This is a genomic window from Sulfitobacter sp. M22, assembly GCF_021736025.1.
GTDB classification, from domain to species: Bacteria; Pseudomonadota; Alphaproteobacteria; order Rhodobacterales; family Rhodobacteraceae; genus Sulfitobacter; species Sulfitobacter litoralis.
On the sequence record NZ_WMEC01000001.1, the window covers coordinates 1,605,393 to 1,628,754 of the forward strand.

At 56.2% G+C, this 23,362-nt stretch carries 24 protein-coding genes, 1 pseudogene and 1 other annotated feature; of the genes and pseudogenes, 15 read left to right on the plus strand and 10 right to left on the minus strand.

The window, feature by feature from the left end:
- Window positions 1-79: 79 nt before the first annotated feature.
- Complete coding sequence (locus tag GLP52_RS07980; protein ID WP_237272050.1) at window positions 80-949, minus strand: LysR family transcriptional regulator; 870 nt, start codon at window positions 947-949, stop codon at window positions 80-82.
- Between the two features lie 94 nt (window positions 950-1,043).
- Here GLP52_RS07980 and GLP52_RS07985 point away from each other — a divergent pair, with 94 nt between their 5' ends.
- The 5 genes from GLP52_RS07985 to GLP52_RS08005 all read left to right on the plus strand — a co-directional run bounded on the left by GLP52_RS07985 (window position 1,044) and on the right by GLP52_RS08005 (window position 4,132).
- A complete protein-coding gene (locus GLP52_RS07985) occupies window positions 1,044-1,400 on the plus strand; it encodes a RidA family protein (protein WP_093734242.1) in 357 nt (118 codons plus the stop codon).
- Between the two features lie 270 nt (window positions 1,401-1,670).
- The gene (locus GLP52_RS07990) at window positions 1,671-2,090 is read left to right on the plus strand and encodes a hypothetical protein (protein ID WP_237272051.1); all 420 of its coding nucleotides are present in this window, start codon (window positions 1,671-1,673) and stop codon (window positions 2,088-2,090) included.
- Window positions 2,060-2,527 (plus strand): hypothetical protein, encoded by a 468-nt coding sequence (locus tag GLP52_RS07995; protein WP_237272052.1) that lies wholly within the window; start codon window positions 2,060-2,062, stop codon window positions 2,525-2,527. The genes GLP52_RS07990 and GLP52_RS07995 overlap by 31 nt, the downstream gene beginning before the upstream one ends.
- 39 nt (window positions 2,528-2,566) lie before the next feature.
- Window positions 2,567-3,781, plus strand: coding sequence for an IS256 family transposase (locus GLP52_RS08000; RefSeq protein ID WP_237271104.1), 1,215 nt, complete (start codon window positions 2,567-2,569; stop codon window positions 3,779-3,781).
- A gap of 63 nt (window positions 3,782-3,844) precedes the next feature.
- Complete coding sequence (locus GLP52_RS08005) at window positions 3,845-4,132, plus strand: PRC-barrel domain-containing protein (protein WP_272903430.1); 288 nt, start codon at window positions 3,845-3,847, stop codon at window positions 4,130-4,132.
- 112 nt (window positions 4,133-4,244) lie between these two features.
- Here the strand turns inward: GLP52_RS08005 and GLP52_RS08010 are convergent.
- Window positions 4,245-5,342: pseudogene (locus tag GLP52_RS08010) on the minus strand (IS256 family transposase); the annotation flags it as partial.
- Between the two features lie 54 nt (window positions 5,343-5,396).
- Here GLP52_RS08010 and GLP52_RS08015 point away from each other — a divergent pair.
- The gene (locus tag GLP52_RS08015) at window positions 5,397-6,641 is read left to right on the plus strand and encodes an IS3 family transposase (RefSeq protein ID WP_237273481.1); all 1,245 of its coding nucleotides are present in this window, start codon (window positions 5,397-5,399) and stop codon (window positions 6,639-6,641) included.
- Window positions 5,694-5,810: a sequence feature (AL1L pseudoknot), on the plus strand. Its footprint overlaps the gene before it by 117 nt.
- A 37-nt stretch (window positions 6,642-6,678) precedes the next feature.
- On the opposite strand, the gene GLP52_RS08020 is transcribed toward GLP52_RS08015, so the two are convergent.
- The 3 genes from GLP52_RS08020 to GLP52_RS08030 all read right to left on the minus strand — a co-directional run bounded on the left by GLP52_RS08020 (window position 6,679) and on the right by GLP52_RS08030 (window position 8,718).
- Window positions 6,679-6,858: a hypothetical protein gene (locus GLP52_RS08020; protein WP_237272054.1), complete on the minus strand. Its 180-nt coding sequence runs from the start codon at window positions 6,856-6,858 to the stop codon at window positions 6,679-6,681.
- 13 nt (window positions 6,859-6,871) lie between these two features.
- Window positions 6,872-7,822: a TniB family NTP-binding protein gene (locus GLP52_RS08025; RefSeq protein ID WP_237272055.1), complete on the minus strand. Its 951-nt coding sequence runs from the start codon at window positions 7,820-7,822 to the stop codon at window positions 6,872-6,874.
- 383 nt (window positions 7,823-8,205) lie between these two features.
- Entirely contained in the window at window positions 8,206-8,718 is a 513-nt protein-coding gene (locus GLP52_RS08030) for a 3'-5' exonuclease (protein ID WP_237272056.1), read from the minus strand.
- Window positions 8,719-9,340: 622 nt separating this feature from the next.
- Between GLP52_RS08030 and GLP52_RS08035 the strand changes: the two genes are divergently transcribed.
- The 6 genes from GLP52_RS08035 to GLP52_RS08060 all read left to right on the plus strand — a co-directional run bounded on the left by GLP52_RS08035 (window position 9,341) and on the right by GLP52_RS08060 (window position 13,412).
- Entirely contained in the window at window positions 9,341-10,285 is a 945-nt protein-coding gene (locus GLP52_RS08035; protein ID WP_237272057.1) for a calcium/sodium antiporter, read from the plus strand.
- Window positions 10,286-10,353: 68 nt separating this feature from the next.
- Complete coding sequence (locus tag GLP52_RS08040; protein WP_237272058.1) at window positions 10,354-10,812, plus strand: pentapeptide repeat-containing protein; 459 nt, start codon at window positions 10,354-10,356, stop codon at window positions 10,810-10,812.
- A gap of 38 nt (window positions 10,813-10,850) precedes the next feature.
- On the plus strand, window positions 10,851-11,438 hold the full coding sequence (locus GLP52_RS08045) for an exopolysaccharide biosynthesis protein (RefSeq protein WP_237272672.1): 588 nt from the start codon (window positions 10,851-10,853) through the stop codon (window positions 11,436-11,438).
- Between the two features lie 238 nt (window positions 11,439-11,676).
- Window positions 11,677-12,411: a Bax inhibitor-1/YccA family protein gene (locus GLP52_RS08050; RefSeq protein ID WP_237272059.1), complete on the plus strand. Its 735-nt coding sequence runs from the start codon at window positions 11,677-11,679 to the stop codon at window positions 12,409-12,411.
- A 6-nt stretch (window positions 12,412-12,417) separates the two neighbouring features.
- Window positions 12,418-12,780 carry a TFIIB-type zinc ribbon-containing protein gene (locus tag GLP52_RS08055; RefSeq protein WP_237272060.1) on the plus strand — a complete coding sequence of 121 codons (363 nt, stop codon included), beginning with the start codon at window positions 12,418-12,420 and terminating at the stop codon, window positions 12,778-12,780.
- 140 nt (window positions 12,781-12,920) lie between these two features.
- On the plus strand, window positions 12,921-13,412 hold the full coding sequence (locus tag GLP52_RS08060) for an MgtC/SapB family protein (protein WP_237272061.1): 492 nt from the start codon (window positions 12,921-12,923) through the stop codon (window positions 13,410-13,412).
- Between the two features lie 142 nt (window positions 13,413-13,554).
- Here the strand turns inward: GLP52_RS08060 and GLP52_RS08065 are convergent, their stop codons facing one another.
- The 4 genes from GLP52_RS08065 to GLP52_RS19665 form a co-directional block, all read right to left on the minus strand.
- The gene (locus GLP52_RS08065; RefSeq protein WP_237272062.1) at window positions 13,555-14,832 is read right to left on the minus strand and encodes a hemolysin family protein; all 1,278 of its coding nucleotides are present in this window, start codon (window positions 14,830-14,832) and stop codon (window positions 13,555-13,557) included.
- A gap of 74 nt (window positions 14,833-14,906) precedes the next feature.
- Window positions 14,907-15,269: a DUF6635 family protein gene (locus GLP52_RS19590; RefSeq protein WP_336885942.1), complete on the minus strand. Its 363-nt coding sequence runs from the start codon at window positions 15,267-15,269 to the stop codon at window positions 14,907-14,909.
- The gene (locus GLP52_RS08075; protein ID WP_336885922.1) at window positions 15,214-15,369 is read right to left on the minus strand and encodes a DUF6635 family protein; all 156 of its coding nucleotides are present in this window, start codon (window positions 15,367-15,369) and stop codon (window positions 15,214-15,216) included. Before GLP52_RS08075 ends, GLP52_RS19590 begins: the two co-directional genes overlap by 56 nt.
- Before the next feature lie 288 nt (window positions 15,370-15,657).
- Window positions 15,658-15,783 (minus strand): DUF6635 family protein, encoded by a 126-nt coding sequence (locus GLP52_RS19665; RefSeq protein WP_423837024.1) that lies wholly within the window; start codon window positions 15,781-15,783, stop codon window positions 15,658-15,660.
- A 305-nt stretch (window positions 15,784-16,088) separates the two neighbouring features.
- Between GLP52_RS19665 and GLP52_RS08080 the strand changes: the two genes are divergently transcribed.
- The 3 genes from GLP52_RS08080 (at window position 16,089) to GLP52_RS08090 (ending at window position 21,840) form a co-directional block, all read left to right on the plus strand.
- Window positions 16,089-17,009, plus strand: a complete 921-nt coding sequence (locus tag GLP52_RS08080) for a calcium/sodium antiporter (protein WP_237272064.1) — start codon at window positions 16,089-16,091, stop codon at window positions 17,007-17,009.
- Between the two features lie 399 nt (window positions 17,010-17,408).
- The gene (gene secD, locus GLP52_RS08085; protein ID WP_237272065.1) at window positions 17,409-19,871 is read left to right on the plus strand and encodes a protein translocase subunit SecD; all 2,463 of its coding nucleotides are present in this window, start codon (window positions 17,409-17,411) and stop codon (window positions 19,869-19,871) included.
- Between the two features lie 178 nt (window positions 19,872-20,049).
- Window positions 20,050-21,840, plus strand: a complete 1,791-nt coding sequence (locus GLP52_RS08090) for an SLC13 family permease (protein WP_237272066.1) — start codon at window positions 20,050-20,052, stop codon at window positions 21,838-21,840.
- 339 nt (window positions 21,841-22,179) lie between these two features.
- On the opposite strand, the gene GLP52_RS08095 is transcribed toward GLP52_RS08090, so the two are convergent.
- Window positions 22,180-23,043, minus strand: coding sequence for a hypothetical protein (locus tag GLP52_RS08095; RefSeq protein WP_237272067.1), 864 nt, complete (start codon window positions 23,041-23,043; stop codon window positions 22,180-22,182).
- Between the last annotated feature and the right edge of the window lie 319 nt (window positions 23,044-23,362).

Sequence of the window (23,362 nt, forward strand, 5' to 3'; positions counted from 1 at the left end):
GCTTGGCGACAGTAAGCCTGAACATGGCTCTTCAATCAAATTCGATTAAATTTAATTTACTACAGGAAAACTGAAATTCCTACCCGTCCTGCTCGGCTTCGAGCGCCGCCAAGAATGCCTCCGCGGCTGGCGGTAGCAGACGGCGGGGTTGTGAAACGAGGTAAAGATGACGCTGTGCATTGCTCTGCGCGAGCGGAAGAAAGACCAATCTGGGATCGTCCTCTGGCACCGCACGGCGCGGCAGAAGGGTAAGGCCGACCCCACCGCGCACCAGCGCCAGCAGCGACGCGGTATTGGGCACCGACATTGTCGCGGCCTCAAGAATGGGGGCAAACGCCACGTCATCAATCAAGTGGCACAGCCCATGTGTGATGAAATCAACTGCAACGAGGTCAGCCCAGGCCACCGTCTCTGCGCGCAGGGCCAGCGGGTCTTCCGGCGCGCAGACCACGCCGAAAGGATCAGAGAAAAGCAGCTTGCGATCAAAGTTCGGTCCGCCCGCAACGCTGCCCAGCCCGATGTCGGCCCGCTCGGCCTCCATCTCGCGCTGCACGGCGGCGCTGTCCATGTCGCGCATGTCGATCCGTACTTTTGGATGATCACGACGGAACCGCCGGATCACAGCAGGCAACACCACAGTCGCGACCGAAGGCGTCACTGCCAGCCGCACCAGCCCTTCTTCGGCGCGCGACAGCCCTTCAATGGCTGAGACAGTCCGCCCGAAGTGATCAATTTCGCGCCGCGCCTCGCTATAGATCATCTCACCCAATGGCGTCAGCCGTGCTTTCCGTGCCGTCTCGAACAGAGCCGCGCCGATATGTTCCTCAAATTGCTTGAGCATCATCGAAACCGCCGAAGGCGTGCGCGCCAATTGTAATGCGGCATCGTTTAGATTGCCTTGTTCCACCACTGCGCAAAAGCAGCGTAGCATTTCGATCTTGATCGCCAATTTCAAACTTCCTGAAGTAGATTTCAGATAATGAACTTTGCCTGAACATAGCCCCCCTGTCTACATGGCTGCAGATAGTTGTAAGGAACATCCAATGACAGACAGCCTCAGAAAAATCGGCGGCTCGGCCCGCTTTTCCGCGATTTCCATTCACAACGGCCAAGTGCATCTTGCCGGACAGGTTTCGCAGTTGAAAGATGGTGATATCACCGCCCAATCCCGCGATGTCTTTGCTAAGGTCGATGACCTTCTTGATCAGGCGGGCACCACCCGCGAAAACCTGATCTCGGTGCAAATTTGGCTCGCGAATATGGATAACTACGCCGGGATGAATGCGGTTTGGGACGAATGGGTCGCGCCTGTAACGCCCCCCACCCGGGTCTGCGTCGAAGCGCGCATGGCGCAGCCGCATTACCTGATCGAGGTGCTGGCCATCGCGGCAGCGGACTAAGCGCTCGGTACGCCCGCACCCCCCTTACTGTACTAAGGTCGGACCCTCCTGTGACTACCGGAGGGTCCACTGCCTGATTGCTGCGCCTCGCCGTGCCGGAATGCGAAGCTGTCGCTGTCACCGGCGACCGCGTCATCAAGCGGTTCACGACGTCGAACAATATCCGCAAGCTTTTTATGGAACACAGCGGCTATTTATCGATTGTTTCCCCATGCACGAGACGGCGAAAGCCAATTCGTAAAATGAGACCAAACATATGGGAGAGACCTTATGAACTATACAAAAACACTCTTGGCCGGCGTCTCCGCCGCAGCCCTTTTCGCAGCTGCTCCGGTGTTGGCTGAAACGCACCCCGCCGATCCAAGCAAGAACGCTGAAGAGAAAATCGAACGTTCAGAAACCGGTGTTGCTGCGGCCGCGGACGTGGCCGGCGGCAAGGTCGTTGTCGAGCAGAAAGATGCGGAAGTCGACGTTAAAGTACCCGAGCCAGATGTGAATGTATCTCAGGATGCGCCTGTCGTGACTGTTGAGCAAGGTCAACCAGAAGTGACCGACAGGTACCTGAGCCAAACGTACGTGTGCAGCAGCAGGCTCCGATTATCACCATCGAACAGGCCCAGCCACAAGTTACCGTTCGCATTCCCGAACCGGTCGTCACCGTGCAAGTGCCGAAGCCAAAGGTCGACGTGAACACCGGTGAGCCGATTGTTGATCTGGATCAGCCCGAGCCCGTCGTAAAGTTTGTACGCCCCGAGCCCAAAATCACCATCGAGGAAGCAGAGCCGAAGGTGACCATCGAAAATGCTGAAGCTGATGTGAACGTAGACGAAGCCGGCGAGGCCAAAGTCGCCGTTCAGCAGAAAGAAGCCAACGTCAATGTGCAGCAAAGCGACGATGCCAATGTGGTTGTCGAAGAAGCCAAAGATCCAACGGTGAATATCGAAGGCTCCGAAACTGCTGACGTGGAAGTCGAGCAAGAGCAGGCACGCGTCTTGATGGAAGATTTCAATGCTGACGCGCAGGGCAACATGTCCGATGAAGACCGCAAGCGCTATCAGGAGGATGTGCAGCGTCTGCCAATCTTCAACCTGACTGCTGAAGAGGAGAGTGTCCGATCTTCTGTGTAACTGCGATCTGGTCCATGCTTCCTGAGAGGAGCAAGGACGATGACCATATCCGAGGAACTGCTGGACGAACTACTGAAGGGCTGCGAGCGGCCTGAAGACCTGCTTGGCGATGCCGGTCTAATGAAAGAGCTCAAGATCAAGCTGATGGAGCGAATGCTCGGTGCTGAGTTGACGTCACATTTGGGCTATGAAGACGGCAAGGATGCCCCGCCTGATCAGACCAACCGTCGCAACGGGTCATCCGCCAAGAGATTGAAGGGGCAAGACGGCGAACTGCCTATCGCTGTGCCACGGGACCGGGACGGTAGCTTCGAACCTGAACTGGTGAAGAAGGGTCAGACCCGCATTGATGGGATGGATGACAAGATCATTGGCCTCTACGCAGCCGGTCTGACGGTCCGCGATATCCGTGCTCATCTTGAGGACGTCTATGGCCTGCAAGTTTCGCCAGACTTGATCAGCCGCGTGACCGATGCGGTGCTGGATGAGGTTCGGGAATGGCAGTCCCGGGCGCTGGACCGGATGTATCCCATCGTCATTTTTGACGCTCTACGGGTCAAAATCCGTGACGCCGATAGCCGCATGGTCAAGAACAAAGCCGTCTACGTGGCCCTTGGCGTCAGCAAGGATGGCGTGCGCGAGGTTCTCGGTCTTTGGATCGCTGACAACGAGGGCGCCAAATTTTGGCTCTCCGTGATGACAGAGCTTAAGAACCGTGGGCTGCAAGACATCCTGATTGCGGTCGTAGACGGTCTCAAGGGCTTCCCTGATGCCATCACAGCAGCCTTTCCGGACGCGACCGTGCAAACGTGCATTGTCCATCTCGTGCGCCACTCGTTGAACTTCTGTGCCTGGAAAGATCGCAAGGAAGTGGCCGCTGATCTACGGCGGATTTACAGCGCCCCTACAGCCGATCAAGCTGGTTTGGAGTTGGATGCCTTCGAGGAAAAATGGGCCGGAAAATATGCCTCCATCGCACCGGCCTGGCGCAGGGCTTGGCAGGAAGTGATCCCGTTCTTTGCTTTTGATCCCGCCATCCGAAAGATCATCTACACCACCAACGCAATTGAAAGCTTGAACCGTGGAATCCGCAAATCGATTAAGACGCGGGGATCGTTCCCGACCGAAGGCGCAGCCACGAAGCTGATCTACTTGGCGATCCGCAAGTTTGAGAAAGGCGGCCGAAATGTTCGAGAATGGTTTGCGGCCCGCAATCATTTCGCCATAATGTTTGAGGATCGCTTCAATGCGTGACTGTATCTAAAACCCGCATGGGCCAGACCAGATACACAAAGTTCATGACACTCCCCTGAAGAGCTGACCGGCCGCAGCGTTGCCACCGAGACTGGCGAAGACGTTGGCGAGATCGACTTTATCGGTGTGCGGGGCGATACCATCGTTGCTATCATCGGTGTCGGTGGGTTCCTTGGTATGGGCGAAAACGAAGTCGCCATCCCAGTTGAAAAGCTGCTCCTGCGTGAGGACGAAGTGATCGTCCCCGGTGTGACCGAAGAGCGTCTGGAGAGCATGCCGGAATTCAACGAAGCCGAAGTACGCATTCTTGAGCCGGGCATCCGTCTCGCCGAAGAACTGGGTCTCGACTAATTTAACGCGGGTACCGGATTAAAAGTTTTAAAGGAGGCGCTTCGGTGCCTTCTTTTTGGGAGTGTCATGAACTTTGTGTATCTGGTCTGGCCCATGCGGGTTTTAGATACAGTCACGCATTGAAGCGATCCTCAAACATTATGGCGAAATGATTGCGGGCCGCAAACCATTCTCGAACATTTCGGCCGCCTTTCTCAAACTTGCGGATCGCCAAGTAGATCAGCTTCGTGGCTGCGTCTTCGGTCGGGAACGATCCCCGCGTCTTAATCGATTTGCGGATTACACGGTTCAAGCTTTCAATTGCGTTGGTGGTGTAGATGATCTTTCGGATGGCGGGATCAAAAGCAAAGAACGGGATCACTTCCTGCCAAGCCCTGCGCCAGGCCGGTGCGATGGAGGCATATTTTCCGGCCCATTTTTCCTCGAAGGCATCCAACTCCAAACCAGCTTGATCGGCTGTAGGGGCGCTGTAAATCCGCCGTAGATCAGCGGCCACTTCCTTGCGATCTTTCCAGGCACAGAAGTTCAACGAGTGGCGCACGAGATGGACAATGCACGTTTGCACGGTCGTGTCCGGAAAGGCTGCTGTGATGGCATCAGGGAAGCCCTTGAGACCGTCTACGACCGCAATCAGGATGTCTTGCAGCCCACGGTTCTTAAGCTCTGTCATCACGGAGAGCCAAAATTTGGCGCCCTCGTTGTCAGCGATCCAAAGACCGAGAACCTCGCGCACGCCATCCTTGCTGACGCCAAGGGCCACGTAGACGGCTTTGTTCTTGACCATGCGGCTATCGGCGTCACGGATTTTGACCCGTAGAGCGTCAAAAATGACGATGGGATACATCCGGTCCAGCGCCCGGGACTGCCATTCCCGAACCTCATCCAGCACCGCATCGGTCACGCGGCTGATCAAGTCTGGCGAAACTTGCAGGCCATAGACGTCCTCAAGATGAGCACGGATATCGCGGACCGTCAGACCGGCTGCGTAGAGGCCAATGATCTTGTCATCCATCCCATCAATGCGGGTCTGACCCTTCTTCACCAGTTCAGGTTCGAAGCTACCGTCCCGGTCCCGTGGCACAGCGATAGGCAGTTCGCCGTCTTGCCCCTTCAATCTCTTGGCGGATGACCCGTTGCGACGGTTGGTCTGATCAGGCGGGGCATCCTTGCCGTCTTCATAGCCCAAATGTGACGTCAACTCAGCACCGAGCATTGAACCGCCCCGGGTTTACCGGAGGGCAAAACTTTCGGAGAATTGCCCATTATGGAACAGTCACACAACAAGAAGACCTCGAAGCCGTATTCACCTGAGTTCCGCGAACGTGCGGTGCGGTTGGCGATGGAACACCGCGATGAGTATCGTAGCGAAGCTGCTTTATTCACAGCGATCGCAAGCAAATTGGGCTGTTCGCCAGACAGTCTTCGCGTTTGGGTCCGGCAGGCTCAGCGTGATGGCGGCGAACGGCCTGGCCAAACCAGTGCCGAGAAAGCGCGGATCAAGGAGTTGGAGCGCGAGGTGCGCGAACTCCGGCAGGCCAATGAGATCCTGGAAGAAAGCATCAGCGTATTTTGCCCAGGCGGAGCTCGACCGCCCGTTTCGCAAGTGACTGCTTTCATTGAAGAACATCGCGGTGAGTTCGGGGTCGAGCCGATGTGCAAAATGCTGCAAATCGCCCAGTCCACCTATTATGAACGGCGCTCCATCGCGCGTGATCCTGATCGGGCTTCAGCCCGGGCGAAGTCTGACGCTGATCTGTGCATCAAGATCAATGCGGCCTGGGAAGAGAACCGCAAGCTCTATGGTGCGCGGAAGATCTGGCATGTCTTACTGCGCGATAATCAGGAGATCGCACGATGCACGGTGGAGCGGTTGATGCGCAATTTGGGCATCAAGGGCGTAGTTCGGGGTAAAAAGGTTGTCACGACTAATCCGGACACCTCCCAGCCGTGCCCTGACGACAAGGTAAACCGCTTGTTCAAAGCAGATCGGCCTAACCAGCTCTGGGTCTCTGACTTCACATACGTCCCGACGTGGTCGGGAACGGTCTATGTCGCTTTCGTCATCGATGTCTTTGCGCGCCGGATCGTTGGCTGGCGCGTATCGACCTCAATGGCGACGCAGTTCGTTCTCGACGCTTTGGATCAAGCAATCTGGCAAAGAAAAACACTTGATAACAATACCTTGATTCACCACTCAGACCGTGGATCGCAATATCTCTCGATCAAGTATACCGAGCGCCTTGTCGAATTCGGTATTGATCCATCGGTTGGAACAGTCGGCGATTCCTATGATAATGCCCTCGCTGAATGCGTCATTGGCCTGTTCAAAACAGAGGTCATCAACCAGATCGGTCCATGGAAATCGAGGCGCGAAGTCGAATGGGAAGCGCTGAAATGGGTCGATTGGTATAACAACCGTCGGCTATTCGGTCCCATCGGATACATCACACCCGCAGAAGCAGAGGAGGTATTCTATGCAAATCTAAACACACTCGATAAAGTAGCCTGACGTTGAACAAAGCACCCTCCGGTAAAATCGGGGCGGTTCAAACTGCCAAATGGTTGATCGCATCTTCCTGACCGCGAGCGAGGTCAGAAATCTTGATGTTCATATCGCGCAGAAAAGGTCCTGTGCGATTGTCAGCATGAAATGCTGCAAGGCGAGCGGCAAACCCCAGTAGGGATTCATCATTTTCGAACGCCAGTTGAGGGAAAAGTACAGTCATGTCGATGTCTCCCTCAAAGCGGCTTATGAAGCTGGGTGAGATCGATTTCCGCCCAACGCGGTGCCAAGAAAACATTTTTGCCCGGGACGACACCCTCATTCATCCCCCATGACTCGGCAAAATGCTGAACGGTGAGTGCTGTGTCGCCATTCAGAATAGCGGCCTCCAGCGCTGCATGAATGTTCTCGATGCACCGACCGAACCGGCCCCGACTGGCGTACACGAGACGGTCGATCAAATCATTTTCATCAGGCGCAACCAGTTCCACTTTTTCGCAGAATGCCTTGATGATCCCGCGAAACATCTTGTCGTGTGTTGAGGCTGAAATTTCCGGCAAGGTAACCTTGGAATAGCGGCGCTTCACCTGATCATCGTAAGATGCCATCTCCCAGAGCTTATCAACTCCGGTCAGAACAAGGATCACGGCGCCCTCCCCCTGCATGATCGACTTCAACATCTTCAGGATGTCTTCGATCGCCTTTCCCGCCCGGAAGAGATCATGCGCTTCATCAATCCAGAGAACGACGGTTCCGAGCAACTTCAACCGAGTGCGTACGAGCGACCAAATATCCCATTCTTTGCGTGCATTTGATACGCTTGGATAACCGGTTTCACGCAAGATCTCGAGGCCGAGGCTCTTAAGCGTCGCAGGACTCGGAACGCGCACCCCAACCCATGGCTTGCACGTAGGATCATCGCTCTGCAAAGCTGGATGGTTGTTCAGTACATGATGAACCAGAGATGTCTTACCTCCTCCGGCTCCTTCGATCAAAATCACGCCATGTGTATCCCCGGTCGCAGTGAATTTGCGAGGCTTTGCGATCAATAGCCCCACGGCGTCGCGTTGGAACTGCCTATCCAAGTGTGTTTCGAAGATTTGGTCGCGCGCCGTCGTGATATATTTTGCACGAAGTGCGTCGATTGCTGAAATTGACTGCTGTGAAGCGAAAGTGTCTTTAGCCATGAAGTTTGGGCTCCTTAAACGGTTTCCGGTTCCGGCTGCTGCTCTGCTGGAGACTGTAAGCATCGGTCCGTAACGAGAATTTGCGTTCACCCTTCTCGCAACGGAAAGAAGATTACGTTACGTCAACTTGTTTCTTCGCTTTAGTTGGCCCGTTAGCGCCCTGTCGCAAAAAACGCCACGCAGCTCATTGTGCTCTTTTGGGTGCACAAGAATGCTCAGATCCTCCTTATCAATTCATCCCCAACACCATTCCAAATGTCGGCGTGCTGTCCTTTTCTCGGCATGCTGATCAATGGCTGCTACCGACGACGACATTGGCCCTTTTGCTCGAGGACGAAGCACTTTTCATGTGAAAGATCGCGCAGCGAGCCGCGCCACAAATTTCAGTATTGCTGAGCTTTTCGCCAGGCCCTGACGAGCCGCGCGCTATCCGGTCCTGCACGATGTGGGGCGGGATGCCTTTCAAGGTTTTCGTAGACCATATCGAGCGCCAAACCGGAAAACTGTGCAAAGGATACGTCGTGATAGTCTTCAATCTTCGGCATGGTCGCGTGTCCGCTTGCGCGTAGTAACCGTGAGAGCCAGCGCCGGTCGAACTCCGGCGCATCGGACACAGGTATTTTTCCTTCCAGGAGAGGGAGCAAATCTTCGACGACCGCCGATACAGTAGGTGCGTCGAGTAAATCTTCGAACACAATGCCATGGACGGCACCACTCTGCGTTGACCAATCGGAAAAGCTCCAACGCGCCGCGGGCCGGATCAATGAGGTCCAGGTTTGAACGTCCCCATTCTTCAGCCAAGACAGGCCAATTTCTATTGGCCAACTCTGCGGCGTAAGACTTGATGCTTCAAAGTCCAAGGCTGCGTATGCTTCGATGTCAGTAGCTTTTTTCATATCGTGTCTCGCCTCATGCAAGCTGCATCGGCAACGACATTGGCCGTCTTTGTCTGAAAAGAAGAAGAAATATAAATCTCAGCATCCCCGACGTGAAATTGCCGCAGTTTAACTCAACAGATATCCTAATCTGTTGGACTTGAGCTGCAACTTCCGGTGGATGCAACATCCGCGAGAGTGTTGAAATGGGCGGAAACCGGCCATTCGCCGCAAATGCGAGCCGGACACGCCACAAACATGGAAGCCGACATTCACAAGACTTCGGAATCGCGCGTTGCTCTGCGCTGCCGCAAGGCCGCTCCGAGCCCTCTTGACTGTAATTCTGCGATGCTGCGAATCGCCGCTTTCTTGTATCGGCACAAACCTTCCGTAAATTCCTGCGATTTGACCAGGAGTTGCGAAAGGATCAAATGACACGCAATTCGGGTGCTTCAAGGACGAGCGTCTTTGCCAACAGACCATTCTCTAAACTAAATACTCCCGGCTATATGGAATTAGGCGACAACTGAAAGTTTAGCGCTCCCACTTGAAAGCTGAGCATATAGCAACTTAGTGCTGCGGAAGAGGCTATCGAGCCGCGTATCCCGTGCGCGCCAATCTTGCGATACAGGCATTAAATAATATGGTTTTTCTTCAGCTTATTTTCGGATTTGCCCTTCTGGTTGCGGGAGGCGAAGCTTTGGTACGCGGTGCTGTGTCTGTCGCTGCTCGGTTTGGCGTATCGCCTCTTCTCATCGGCCTGACGCTTGTTGGGTTCGGAACCTCGACGCCAGAACTGGTGACGAGTTTGCAGGCCGCCTTCGGCGGTTTTCCCGGTATCGCTGTCGGGAATGTTGTCGGGTCAAATGTCGCAAACATTCTGTTGATCCTCGGTGTGGCGGCGGTGATAATGCCCTTGGCTATCGATTCCGTCGCGTTTCGTCGTGACGGGACGGCGCTTGCGATCGCGACCACTCTCGCGGTCGGCGTGATCCTATTCGGGTCACTTGATCGGTGGATGGGCGGCGTCCTGATCGTCGCGTTGCTGGCCTATCTCTGGATCGCTTATCGCAGCGATAGCACTGCCGTCGCCGCGCACAGCGCTCAAGTCACTCCCGATACCACGCCCATCCCTGGACCGGTTTGGATCGCAATCGCTCTCGCGGTCGGCGGTATTGTGGTGACCATCCTGGGAGCCCGGCTGACGGTCGACGCGGCAGTCACAGTCGCGCTCCTTTGGGGCATGAGCGAGACTGTCGTGGGGCTGACAATCGTGGCTGTGGGCACCTCGCTGCCCGAACTGGTGACGTCTGTGATGGCAGCGCTGCGCCGTGAATCCGGTATCGCGTTCGGCAATGTCGTCGGGTCGAACATCTACAATATTCTCGGGATCTTAGGTGTCACAGCACTGGCCCGGCCGATCCCGATTCCGCCACAGATCGCACAGCTCGACGTTTGGGTAATGTCGGCAGCCACGCTGGCGCTGATTATTGCAGTCATGGCGTGGCAACAGATTGGGCGGGTGACCGGCATCTTATTTCTTGGAGCCTATGCCGCTTACACCGGATGGCTTGTTGCAGCCGCATGACCCAAAGCACCCCCTCGGCTTTGACTTCAGGCCAAAACTCCCCTCCTTTATCAAGAAAGAAGTGACATATGGGCACCATTGACCGCCTCTTCGTCCCGACGATTGCGGGCGTTCTGACGCTTACCTTCGCGCTCGCGGCTGTGGCGCAGGAAGGCGAGCGGCTTACGGATGTCAGGGTTCTTGGCAACTGCGAAGACTGTGTGTTCGGGGGACAGGATTTCTCTGACCGCAAGCTGACGGGCATCAACTTCGTCTCCGCGCAGCTGAGCGATATCAGCTTTGACCGGACCGCTATGAACATCGCGATTTTCGAAGGCGCTGACCTGCGTGGTGTGAGCTTCATCGATACAGACCTCAGCGGTGCCAGTTTTGTAGGAACGCGCCTCGAAGATGTGATGTTTGACGGCGCAGACCTGAGGGGCGCTATCTTTGAGGGGGCAATTCTGGTCCGCACGGACATGCAAACGGCTCGGCTTTGCAACACTCAGCTTCCTGACGACGTCATGGACAATTCGGATTGCAATTGAGCGGATCGCTTCCCTTCAAGCCTAATGATGGCAGTGAATTGGACAGGAAGCTATCGGCGGTCCTCCGCGAGCTCGCGTCCGCTCACAGCGAGCGCATATCGCTCAACGATCTGATCGTCATGCTGGGTGATCGCAGCTTCGTGCCGCTGCTTATCATCTTTGCTTTGCCAAACCTGTTTTTCTTCGTTCCGGGGGCGTCAGTGATCACTGGACCCCCGCTCATATTTGTCGCAGCACAACTTGTTCTCGGACGCGCCGCTGTCTGGCTGCCGAACTTTCTGGGAAAGCGGTCAATCGAGCATCAGGCATTTGCGCGGATCGTCACGCGTGCCTTGCCTTGGATCGAATGGGTGGAAAGATTGGCACATCCCCGTTTCTGGGTTCTGTCACGACGAGCGGCCGATCTTACCGTCGGTATCGCGTGTCTCGTGATGGCGATTTTCATGTTCCTGCCTATCCCTTTCGGAAACACGCTGCCAGCGCTGTCGGTCATCATGTTGGCCCTGAGCTTGGGCGAACGCGATGGGCTGTGGCTTGTCGGAGGGTTTATCGTCAGCCTCGCGTCGTTTGCGGTCGTTGCCGCTATTTTCGCTGCCGGAGCTTTCGCCATGCTGAACTTCTTTTGATTTTTACCGACTGGCAAAAACGCGCCCGGACAGCGAAACATCCTCATTCATCTATTGAAGCTTTTCCGGCCAATAGCCACTTTAGTCATGCGAGCCGGGCCCCTCTGACGGATGATGCATTGCAAGCATCTGCCGTGATGTCGGATCGCTCCCCCGAAGGGGAGTGGACTAACCGATGCTCGCCATCCAAAGCATCAAAAAGCCGCTTTCCTTCAGGGTCACACCGAAGGAGTAATCAATGGAAAGATCTGTTCCACCACGCGACTACGTAGCAACCGACGGGCGTCAATACGACGTAGGACTACGCAAGTATCTGACAGGCGTATTTACCTACATGAGCGGCGGGTTGGTGTTGTCGGCGCTGGTTGCATTTGCTGTGGCAAATTTCGCCCTGGTCACAGCCTTCATCTTTGGCACACCGCTTAAATGGGTCGCAATCTTCGCACCACTGGCGTTGGTGATGTTCGCCTCATTCCGTTTTGACCGGTTGTCCGTCGGTGCCCTACGAGGTCTCTTCTGGGGGTTTGCAGCATTGATGGGCGTGTCGTTGGCCAGCGCGCTGCTGGTTTTCACAGGCACGAGCATTGTCACGGCGTTCCTGAGCGCGTCAATCATTTTTCTGACGATGGCCCTGTGGGGCTACACGACGAAACGCAACCTGTCCGGCTGGGGTAGCTTCCTGGTGATCGGCCTGATCGGTATCATCGGTGCCTCGATTATCAACCTGTTCTTGGCATCTGGCGCACTGGCCATGGCCGTCTCTGTCATCGGGGTGATCGTCTTCACTGGCCTAACTGCCTGGGACATGCAGCGCCTTCGGAACGAGTATCTGGCGTATCACGAGGCAGGTGGGATGTCTGCCACAGCTGATCTCGGGAAACTACAGATCATGGGGGCACTCTCTCTCTATCTTAATCTTATCAACCTGTTTCAGATGCTTTTGAGCCTTTTTGGCCAACGGCAGGAAGGATAATCAATCATGCGAACTCAAGAAACTGTCTCGGCCATGCTGTGCCCCGTTTGCCAGACCGGGCTGTCGATGTCTGACCGGAGCGGGGTGGAAATTGATTTCTGTCCTTCTTGCAGGGGTGTCTGGCTTGATCGCGGGGAACTCGACAAGATCATCGAGCGCTCCACTGCGCCGGCAGCGCGAGAGATGGAACCTCAAAGGAGCTCCGACCGACGCGGAGAACGCGGCGGGCTTATGGGGATGGCTTCATCGCTCCTGAAAGGTGATGACGACCGCTACGGTGACCGACGCCGGGATGACCAGTATGATGACGATGACCGCTACGAAAAACGACGGCGGAAAAAATCGATCTTCTCGGAATTTTTCGACTAACCACCTTTTGAACACCGCCTTCGAAAGGAGGCGGTGTGCTACGTTGTAGTTCATCCACGATAGATTTCCTTAGGGTCGGTATGCCAACCCGGCTAATCCAGCCGGACACTCTTTGCTTGGAATAATGTGAGGAAGCCACCATGTGGCAAGAAATCTGGACGGCCGTCATAGTCGAATTTTCCGACATTCCCGATCTGGCCACCATGACGCGCATTGTGCTGCGCCTGGTGCTGGCCGCAATTCTGGGGGGTGTCATCGGATATGAACGCGAGCGCAAGGCAAGCAGTGCCGGTGTAAGAACCCATATGCTGGTTGCCGTCGGTGCCGCGCTTTTCGTTATTGGCCCACTTCAAGCCGGTATGGAAATTTCGGACATGTCGCGTGTGTTGCAAGGTATCGTTCAGGGCGTCGGCTTTTTGGCAGCTGGAGCAATTCTTGTCCGTGCCGGGCAGCAAAAAATACTCGGGCTGACCACAGCAGCAAATATCTGGGTGACTGCAGGAATTGGAGTAGTCGTCGGGCTTGGTCTCGAAGCAACCGCGATCCTTTCAACGGTTATCGTGTTGACCATTTTAGCTGTTGTGCCCTTCATTGTGCAGGCATCCGATCACGACGATATCACGCAAAAGTAGAACGTCATTCTGATTATTGCTCCTAACCACTGACCCAGGATCATTCGCGTAGTGTGCGGCTAAGGTTAACGTTGAGTGATGTCTGCAAAGATACAGACGAATTTGTGACTTCACATTAGCTTGCCTACTGTCGCATTGTTTTTTATCCGGCGCGTGTCACCAGAACTTTGTCGATGCGACGACCATCCAAATCAACGACTTCAATTGACCAGTTCTGTAAATCAAATCGCTCCGCAACCATTGGCAATCTGCCAAATTTCTCAAGGATAAACCCGGCTGCCGTCTCGTAATCACGATCATCCTCGAGCTCGAGCGTTAGCAGATCGGCGAATTCGTCCACAGGCATCCAGCCTGCTATGAGGTACGACCCGTCGGCACGGATGACGACTTTAGGTTCATCAGTTTCGCTGTCCGGAAATTCGCCGGTTATGGCCTCCAGAACGTCCATCGGCGTAATGACACCTTCGAAATGGCCGTACTCGTCATAGACCAGCACCATATGCGCCGGTGCTGTGCGCAACCTGTCAATAACCTCCAGCGCGCTTTGTCCACCCTGGACGACCGGCGCTTCACGCAGCAATGCGCGGAAATCGAAGGGCTCGTTCATCAGGGCGGGCCCCAGAATATCACGCGTCATTAACACGCCGATGATGTCGTCTGGATTGCTATCCTGGACCGGCAGTCTGGACCGGCTCATCCCGCGCAGCTCTTTGAGAATCTGCGCCTTGCTGATGGATGCGTCGAGCGTCTCGACCTCGTGGCGCGGCGTCATTAGTCCGCGTGCGTTACGGTCAGCCACGCGCATCACGCCCGCGATCATCCCGCTTTCGGAGCGATGCATGGCACCGGTGCTTTCGGCTTCCGCGATGATTAGGCGCACTTCCTCATCGCTTACCTTGCGCGACTGAGCGCCGGACTGACCCAGTAGGCGCAATACTACTTTGCCGGACCAATCAAGCACCCAGATCAGCGGTGCCGCGGCGCGCGCGATGAGCCCCATCATCGGAGCCATGCGGGCGGCGACCTTTTCGGGCGCACGCAAGGCGATCTGTTTTGGAACAAGTTCGCCCACGATCAGCGACAGGTAGGTGATCGCTACAACTACGGACGCCACACCGAGCGGTTGCGCGAGATTCGCCGCTAAACCCACTTCAATTAACCCTGCGGACAAACGCGAACCCAGTGTCGCGCCCGAGAAAGCCCCCGCCAGCACCCCTATAAGCGTGATCCCGACCTGAACACTGGACAGGAACCTGCCGGGGTCCTGTGCAAGTGAGATTGCGATGGCAGCACCCTTGCTGCCCTTATCGGCCATTAGCTTCAATCGTGCGGTGCGAGCAGAGACGATGGCAAGTTCAGACATCGCAAGCGCGCCATTGATCAGCGTGAGCAGAATGACGACTGAAATTTCTAAGACCATTTTCTCCAACTTTTTGCCAGACAGTTCCGGAATCCATCTCGCCAGTCTCGTGTAAATACCACGATGCGGGACAATCAAGCAGCGTGTTTATTTCGAAAGAACCTAAATGCGCTGCCGATGACATCCCAAAGGTCTAATAGTCGAGCGTAGCGGTGTTCGCGTACGGCGAAGGGCTTGTCGCCGGGATCGGAATGCTCGACTTCAAGCGTTTCGATCAAGCGCATGAGACGCCGACGGTGAATGCCATGACAACTTTGGATCGGATAGGCCAGTGCTCCTGCAAACGCGGCAAAGACCGACCCGATCATGACAGGAATCGCGACACTTGCGGCGAGAAGTCCCGGCGATGAGCCCTGTGGGGAATATGTCGTACCAAAGGCCTCAGATGGGCTGTGCCAACGGAAACTGCGCAATCGCAGTGGTCCGAGCCACCGCATTCGCAACGTCGGGTGCCATCGAGATCATGCCGGGGGCCAGAGCTTGGAACACCAACGCGCCCACGGCCAGCGTTGCGATGGCCGTGGTCATCTCTACCACCGCCGACGTGTTCCCGCATAAACTCTAAGCGCACCCGCGATCCGCTGACCGAGAACCTGCACCTCTGCCACTTCAGTACGTTCTCGGATCAGTTCGCGAAACTGGGGGGCCGCAAGAACAGAGCGCGCCAGCGCACCGGCATCATGTGCCGCTGATCACTGTGGCAGAGGGAGGTCCAGAAGGTCAGTCGCAATCAGCGCCTCTACCCTGCGCGAGACCGCGATGGGCAGCAGGATACGCCGCGCTGCGAGCAAGCTGGCAGTTGCTGCAGTATCAGTACAAGGACGGCTACAGCAGCGCGTTGATCGGCGCGCGCAGGACATCCCAGCCAATCGCAGCGCTGTGAAGATGCAAGGTTACTGACCAGGTAAAGTGGTGATTGATGAACCCGCCAACGCTGGCCCGTCGGTCCAAAAAAACGTATGGCTGTTCGTCATGCCGGTGGCATAGTCTTTTGACGTCGGGTTTGACGGTGAGGTTATGGCCCCCTTCGTTTCTGTGCTGATGCGATCTTCGTTTTCTCAGGGACGCTATCTTTTCCCTTCCTCAGATACTGACCTACAGATCATGCCGCCACAGCATTCCTTCAAGGTTTGCTGCTTAGAATATTTGTGCGTCTTCTCCATTCGAAAATTATCTTTATGAGGCACTTGCAAGCGCCCTATCGCATCCACAATTTTACGTGAAGGGCAGATTACTTGCCCTCGGAGAACAACGATTTGGATTATGTATACCTGTTTATCGGATTGATAGGTCTGTTCTTCGGTGGCGAGGCGCTGGTGCGTGGCAGCGTCGGCATCGCCCGGCGTATGGCGATCCCGCCGCTGCTGATAGGTCTGACGGTTGTGGGCTTCGGCACGTCAACGCCTGAACTTCTGGTTTCAGTCGATGCAGCCTTGCGCGGTGTTCCAGATATTGCGTTGGGCAACATCGTCGGCTCCAACATCGCCAACATCCTGCTGATCGTCGGCATTTCTGCGCTGGTCTGGCCAATAAAGGTCATGGGTGCGACCCTTAGGCGTGACACGGCGGTCATGATGGCCGCGGCACTTTTACTGGTCCCGATTTTCGCCTTTGGTCAGATGTCGCGGCTGTCCGGGCTGGTTTTGTTTGCCAGCTTGATGGCCTATCTTGTCTGGGCGTATCTCAAGCCGGGTGAGGCAGAAGCAGAGGACGAGAGACTGCAACCTCCGGCCTCGGCCCTTGTTTCGGTGCTATGGGTCCTCGGCGGCCTTGTCGCGTTGATGGTTGGCGCGCGGTTCCTGGTGGACGGCGCGGTGTCGATCGCGCGCGGATACGGCATTTCGGAGGCGTTTATCGGCCTGACCATTGTTGCCGTTGGCACATCTCTGCCGGAACTGGCCACGTCTCTGATCGCAGCCTTCCGCCGCCAGTCCGAAATCGCCATCGGCAATATCATCGGATCGAACATCTTTAACGTTCTGGGCATTCTTGGCGTCACCGCTTTAGTCGCGCCGATCCCGGTGGCGTCGCGCTTCCTGACCTTCGACCTTCCAGTGATGATTGCCGTGTCGCTGGTGCTAACCGGGCTTCTGCTTGCTCGGCCGGTGATCGGGCGCGGCGTTGGGGTCGTGATGCTGACGGGCTACTTCGCCTATGTGTGGGCTGCTCAGGGATGAAAATGGGGCTTGGCCAAGCCGCAAGGAGGATGGCGGCGATTGTGTCGCGGCTTTTCCTTGTACTGACGGTAGGTTTTTTTGGGGCGTATCATGTCGGCGCAGAACGAACTGCCACGCACAATGGCCACGTTGCGGTACCTGAGACCGCAATTGCACCGTTCATCCTGACAGCGCAAACCCACCTCATCCGCGAGTCAATGCCTGAAGGCGACACACCTCAGGCCACCGCGCCACGATCAGAAACTCCTAAGCCACGACAAACTTTGGCGAGTGTTCCGCGGCAACCTTTTGCAACTGTTCCTACTTCTGTAATCAATGTCTTGCCACCGGTCCGGGGGCCGCCTGCGGTCTGACATTTCGACGTCAGACCAAATACTCAGGCACCTAAGGATATCGAAAATGCGCCGACCAGCATGGGTCGTGATGACCTATGCCGTTCTTCTGCTTCTGGCAGTTGTGACGGCCCTCCCGAACTTTCTTTCCAAAGACATCCGCGACACGCTGCCGCCTTGGGCAACCAGTCAAACGGTCTCACTCGGCCTTGATCTGCAGGGGGGCGCGCATCTGCTGCTGGCCGTCGATCGCGCGGATCTGGCGACCGCGCGCCTTCAGGATTTGCGTCAGATACTTGTATCAGAGATGCGCACGTTGAACCTTAACCCGGCAACGATCCGGGCCGACGTCACCTCATTGTCCGCTCCAGCGAACGAAGCGCTACTGACGGCTCTGAAGGCGGCGGCGTCTGCCACCACTCAGCCCGGTATCCCACCGGACTTCACCGTCGACCTTTCTGGTGACATAATCAGGTTGTCCCTGACTGCATCCGGCCTTGACCGAGCGGCAAGCGACGCTGCCGATGCCAGTCTTGAAGTGATCCGCCACCGGGTCGATCAGGTCGGCGTCTCCGAGCCGGTGATCAGCCGGGTTGGCGATGACCGCATCCTTGTCCAGATGCCGGGCGTAGAGAACCCGGCCCAGTTGCGCACACTGCTGGGATCGACCGCGAAGATGAGTTTCCAGATGGTCGCACCGGGGCCGGGACCGAGCGCCACGCTGCTGCCGCTTCGGGACGGCTCCGGCGACATTCCGGTTTATGACGATGTCGCTCTGTCGGGTGATCGGCTGGACGCGGCGGCCTCGGGGTTCGAACCCGACACCGGCCAGCCAATGGTCACTTTTAATTTCGACCGACAGGGTGTTGCGGCCTTCGCCGAAATCACTGCCGCCAATATCGGTCAGAGGTTTGCGGTCGTGCTGGATGGCGAGGTTTTGACCGCTCCGGTCATCCAGCAGGCCATTCCGGGTGGTCAGGGCCAGATCACCGGCGACTTTACGCTCGAAGAGGCGCAGACGCTGGCTGTGCTGCTGACGTCGGGTGCACTGCCTGCATCTCTCGAAGTGATTGAGGAACGCAGCGTGGGCGCTGCGCTTGGTGCGGATTCCATTCGCGCCGGGTTGGTCACGGGTGCCGTCGGTCTGGCGCTTGTGGTCGCGATTATGGTCGGGCTTTATGGGGCTTGGGGCCTTCTGGCCAGCGCCATCCTTGGACTGAACGTGATGCTTACGCTGACCGCTTTGGGACTTCTTGGTGCCACACTGACATTGCCTGGGATTGCGGGGATCATCCTGTGCTTTGGCATCGCTGTGGACAGCAACATCCTGATCTTTAGCCGTATCCGTGAAGAAACGGCCAAGGGATCGATTGCGATCAAGGCGCTGACGCTTGGTTATGGGCGGGCCTGGGCGACAATCCTTGATGCCAACATCACCACGCTTCTGGCGATGGTATTGCTGTTCATGTTTGGTGCCGGTGCTATCCGGGGATTTGCCGTCACGATGAGCTTTGGCATCGTCATCTCGATGTTCACGGCCGTCGCGCTGATGCGGTTCATGATGGAAACGCTGGTGCGTCGCCGCAAACTCAAGCGGCTCGACATCGCGCCGCTGTTCGGTGGCGTGCCAGCGCCGGGGAAACTGCCCTTCATGCGGCGCGGACGCCTGGCGCTTGTGATATCGGCAGTGCTGTCTGTGGGGTCGCTCGGTTTGCTCGTGATGCCCGGGCCGAATCTTGGAATTGATTTTACGGGTGGGGTGCAGATGGTCCTACGCTCGGACGCGCCCGTCCCGTTGTCCGAGCTGCGTGCCGCCATCGCGCAACAGGTTCCGGGCGACGCGAGCCTGCAGGCCTTCGGCGACCCCAATGAGGTGCTGATCCGAGTGCAGGGAGAGGTCGGACAGGCCACGGTTGCCGCTGTCGAACGTGCTGCAGCAGACGTGATCCTTGATGCGGTGTTCAACCAGATCGACCTTGTCGGCCCGACGATCAGTGGCGAGCTGGCAACCACCGGCCTGCTGGCGCTTGGCCTCGCCGTACTGGCGATGCTGGCCTATATCTGGGTCCGGTTCGAGTGGTATTTTGCCGCTGGGGCCATTGCTGTGCTGTTCCTCGACGTCACCAAGACCTTCGGCGTCATCGCCCTGATGGGATGGGAGGTGAACCTAACCACCATCGTCGCCCTACTGACGCTGATCGGCTATTCGGTCAACGACAAGGTCGTGGTATATGACCGGATCCGCGAACACCTTGCAGGCGGCAGTGAAGAACCCTTGGCGGATGTCATCGACCGCAGCCTCAATCAGGTTCTGGCACGGTGCATCTTCACCTCTGGCACGACGCTCGCAGCGATTGTGCCGATGGCGATCTGGGGCGGGCCAGCGGTATCCGGATTTGCCTGGCCGATGATTGCGGGCGTGACCATTGCCACCGCGTCTTCGTTGTTTGTGGCGGGGCCGGTCCTTGCTTGGCTCGCGCAGCGCAAAAAGGTTGCGGCTATGCAGGATGCCCTGAGCAATCAGGCCTGAAAGCGACCATCGCCGGGGGCGCAATCCCCCGGCGAGATACCTCCTATTGCGGTCGACGGAGCAATGTCACGCTGACCGTTTCTTGCAGCTGAGTGTATGATCAAAAAACAAGGATGCGGTTCAAGTCGAGAAAATCTGAACCCGCGTCGCCACTGGCCCAACGGAGCCTTAACACATCATGGCAATCGACCTTTTGACACTGGCTCCTTACGCTGCCGTAATCTTGTTCATCGGCGTATTCACAGCCTTTGTCATGGAACTGCGATCCCCAGATGTTATCGCCTTTTGCGGGGCGGCCGCAGCTCTTGCCATTGGACTTGTCAAGCCGACCGATGTTCTGGACGCGCTCGCTAATCCTGCACCTGCAACCATCGGCGCGATGTTCGTCCTCAGCGCGGCCCTTGTCCGGACTGGCGTACTTGAGGCCCTCAGCAATGTCCTTGGTCGATATGCATCGACCCGTCCGTTCCTGACACTCGCGCTGTTCTTCAGTGCCGCCGCCGGGGCCTCGATGTTTATGAACAACACACCGGTGGTCATCGTGCTGATCCCGGTGGTGATCACCCTTGCGCGTCAGATGAAGATTGCGGCTTCGCACCTTCTTATCCCGCTGTCCTACATGGTCATTCTTGGCGGAACCTGTTCGCTGATCGGGACCTCGACGAACCTGCTGGTGGATGGCGTTGCGCGCGATCTGGGGATGGCACCGTTCAGTCTGTTCGAGATCGCGCCTGTCGGAATCGTTGTCACCGTCGTTGGTGGAGTTTTTCTGGTAATCGCCGCCCCGCGCCTTCTCGCTGTGCGACAGACGGTTGGAGAGGTTCAGTCCAAGCGCGACGGGCGCACCTGGCTGGTCGAGTTGTTTATTCCCGCAGGCTCGCCATTGATCGGCAAGACTGTGCTGGAAGTTGACGCTTTCAAGAATGCCGGAAGTCGGGTCGTTGATCTTGTCAGTGGAGACCTTTCCCTGCGCACAACTCTTGCCACATCGACGGTGGCGGCTGGCGATGTCGTGGTTGTGAAGACCACAGATACCGAGATTATGGGTTTTCGCGACGGCGCAGCCGTGGGCAACACCGTTCTGGGCACCGAGCCGTCGACCGCGAGACGAACCTCTGTGGTAGAGGTTTTAATCGGCCCAAATTCGAAAGCGCTGCACAGAATGGTCGGGCGTTTGCAGTGGCGTCGTCGTTTTGGGGTCTATCCGGTCGCACTCCACCGAAAGGGAGCAGCGGTCGACATGCGCCTTGCGATGATGAAATTGGAGGTCGGGGATACTTTACTACTTGACGGTGCGCCGGAAGACATCGCGCGGCTTACCGATGAAGAACAATTGATCGAACTGTCCTTGGTCACCTCTCGTAGTTTTCGCCGCAAGAAAGCCCCCATTGCGATCGCCACCATGGTTGCCGTCGTCGTTTTGGCGGCTCTGAATGTGGCGCCAATCTTGACCCTTGCGCTGATCGGGGTCGCTGTGGTTTTGCTGACAAACTGCATTGACGCGGATGAAGGTGTGGGCGCGATTGATGGCCGGTTGCTGTTGTTGATCGTCTCGATGCTGACATTGGGGAGTGCATTGGACAATTCGGGCGCGCTTGCGCTGATTGTGGCCAAGGTTTCACCGCTGCTGTCGACGGTCCAACCTATCGTCGCCCTTGCGCTGGTCTATGCCCTGACGTCGATCCTGACGGAACTTGTCACCAACAATGCCGTCGCGGTCCTGCTGGCACCAATCGCAGCTGGTGTGGCCATTCAACTTGGCCTTGACCCGCGCCCTTTCGTTGTGGCCGTGATGTTCGGCGCAAGCGCAAGTTTTGCGACGCCAATCGGTTATCAGACCAATACGCTTGTCTACAACGCCGGAGGGTACAAGTTCACCGATTTCCTAAAAGTTGGTGTTCCAATGAACATTATCATTGGGTCAGCAACCGTTGTTCTGATCCCGCTCATTTGGCCACTGATGCCCTAAAAGCTGCGAGCTTTAACTGGGTGTCGGAACAACGAGGTGAAAAAGACTTTCCTGCATCGACACAACAGCGCTTTTGTACTCACGAAGTCGTTGAAATTCAAAGTGCCTCAGCCACCTAAATCGATTGATGGATTCCAACGGAAAAAAACTAAAGGAAATGAAGTGCAGGGATAGTCCCTGACTAATTCATATGAAGGTGGAACAGCATCTGCCGGATTGGCAAAACCGGAAGGCTTGGTTGGCGGAGAATGGTACCCAAGTTGAGTGCCTATAGGGCCCAATGCTCCGGGACCCCCAGGCGATCAGTGAAGGGAAGCGTCTCGACAGAAATCGTGTTTTTCAACGCGAATTAGCCTTTAGCTCGGAGTAAAGTGCAACGATCTCCGTCTTCGCGACTGAGGCTTGCCCCGCCGTTCTGGCTTTGACTTCAGAAAAGTCGATCTCCCGGAAGAGTGCGAGTTGCTCTTGAACAGGTATATTTGCGCGTATGAAGTAGTGTGTTGTTTCGACAAGATTTTCAAAATTCTCTTTAACCGCGCCTGCACGAGAGCCAACCCGCTGAACAGCGAAGTCTGCGTCAGCTCGCGCAACGAACTTGAAATCCGGATGTTCAGTTCGCAATTTAATTTTAGGTCGCAGATTCTCACTTCGCTGCCAAACCTGGAAGACGCAAGGAACTGGGTGGCTTTTACCCTCAAACGTAAAGCTATCGCATTCAAGCACGCGCTTCTCAAGGAGATGGAATTGAGGAGCAAGGCGATTTTGGATGCTGACCTTCTCAAAGGTGCGCGGAACAATGAACGCTATCTGGTCGGCGAACGTTACCGCGTGATTGAAAAACTGGATTGCGAGGCAGCAGCTCCTTCCGAAAGGCGGGTTGCCAATTACGATAGCAGGCGTGCGGCGCTCAAGTTTCAAGAAATCTTGTTGCGCTATCCTCGGGTCTTCGGGCAGTAGGTCGTAGGCCAGCGTGCGCGACGGCAGGAAGTCGAGGAACGCCCCTGCGCCGGCGCTTGGCTCCAAGATGTCAGTTTTCGTCGTGTTCAGATTTATACCTGTCCAACTTTCGAAGTCAGCTACACACTGGCGTGCTATCTCCGGCTTCGTGTAAAATTTGTCGAGATTTCGCGACAGCTCTTTACTGCTGATCGGGAGATCGACCGGGGCGGGTATAAATGATTTTTGGTTTTGATAGATCGACATGAAGAAGATTTGGGTTCATGCCGATCTGGCCGGAAATCTGATATGATGATTTATTGCGACCTGCCGAGAGGACTGCGCAAATGGACCTATTCGAGATAATGATATCGGCTGGGAGTGTCGCCATTGCACTCTGCGGCCTTTGGTATGTTCGAAAAATCATCCGTACGAGCGGACGGGATCGACCTCATGATCCTGAGCGCGTTCGGCGTTTGGTTGAGAGAACAAAGCGTTGGCGTAGCTGATTTTAAGGCGTTTTTCGATCATTGCAGACATCGATAGTGAGGTCATGCGCGCAATATCGAGTTAAATTTCTTCTCGG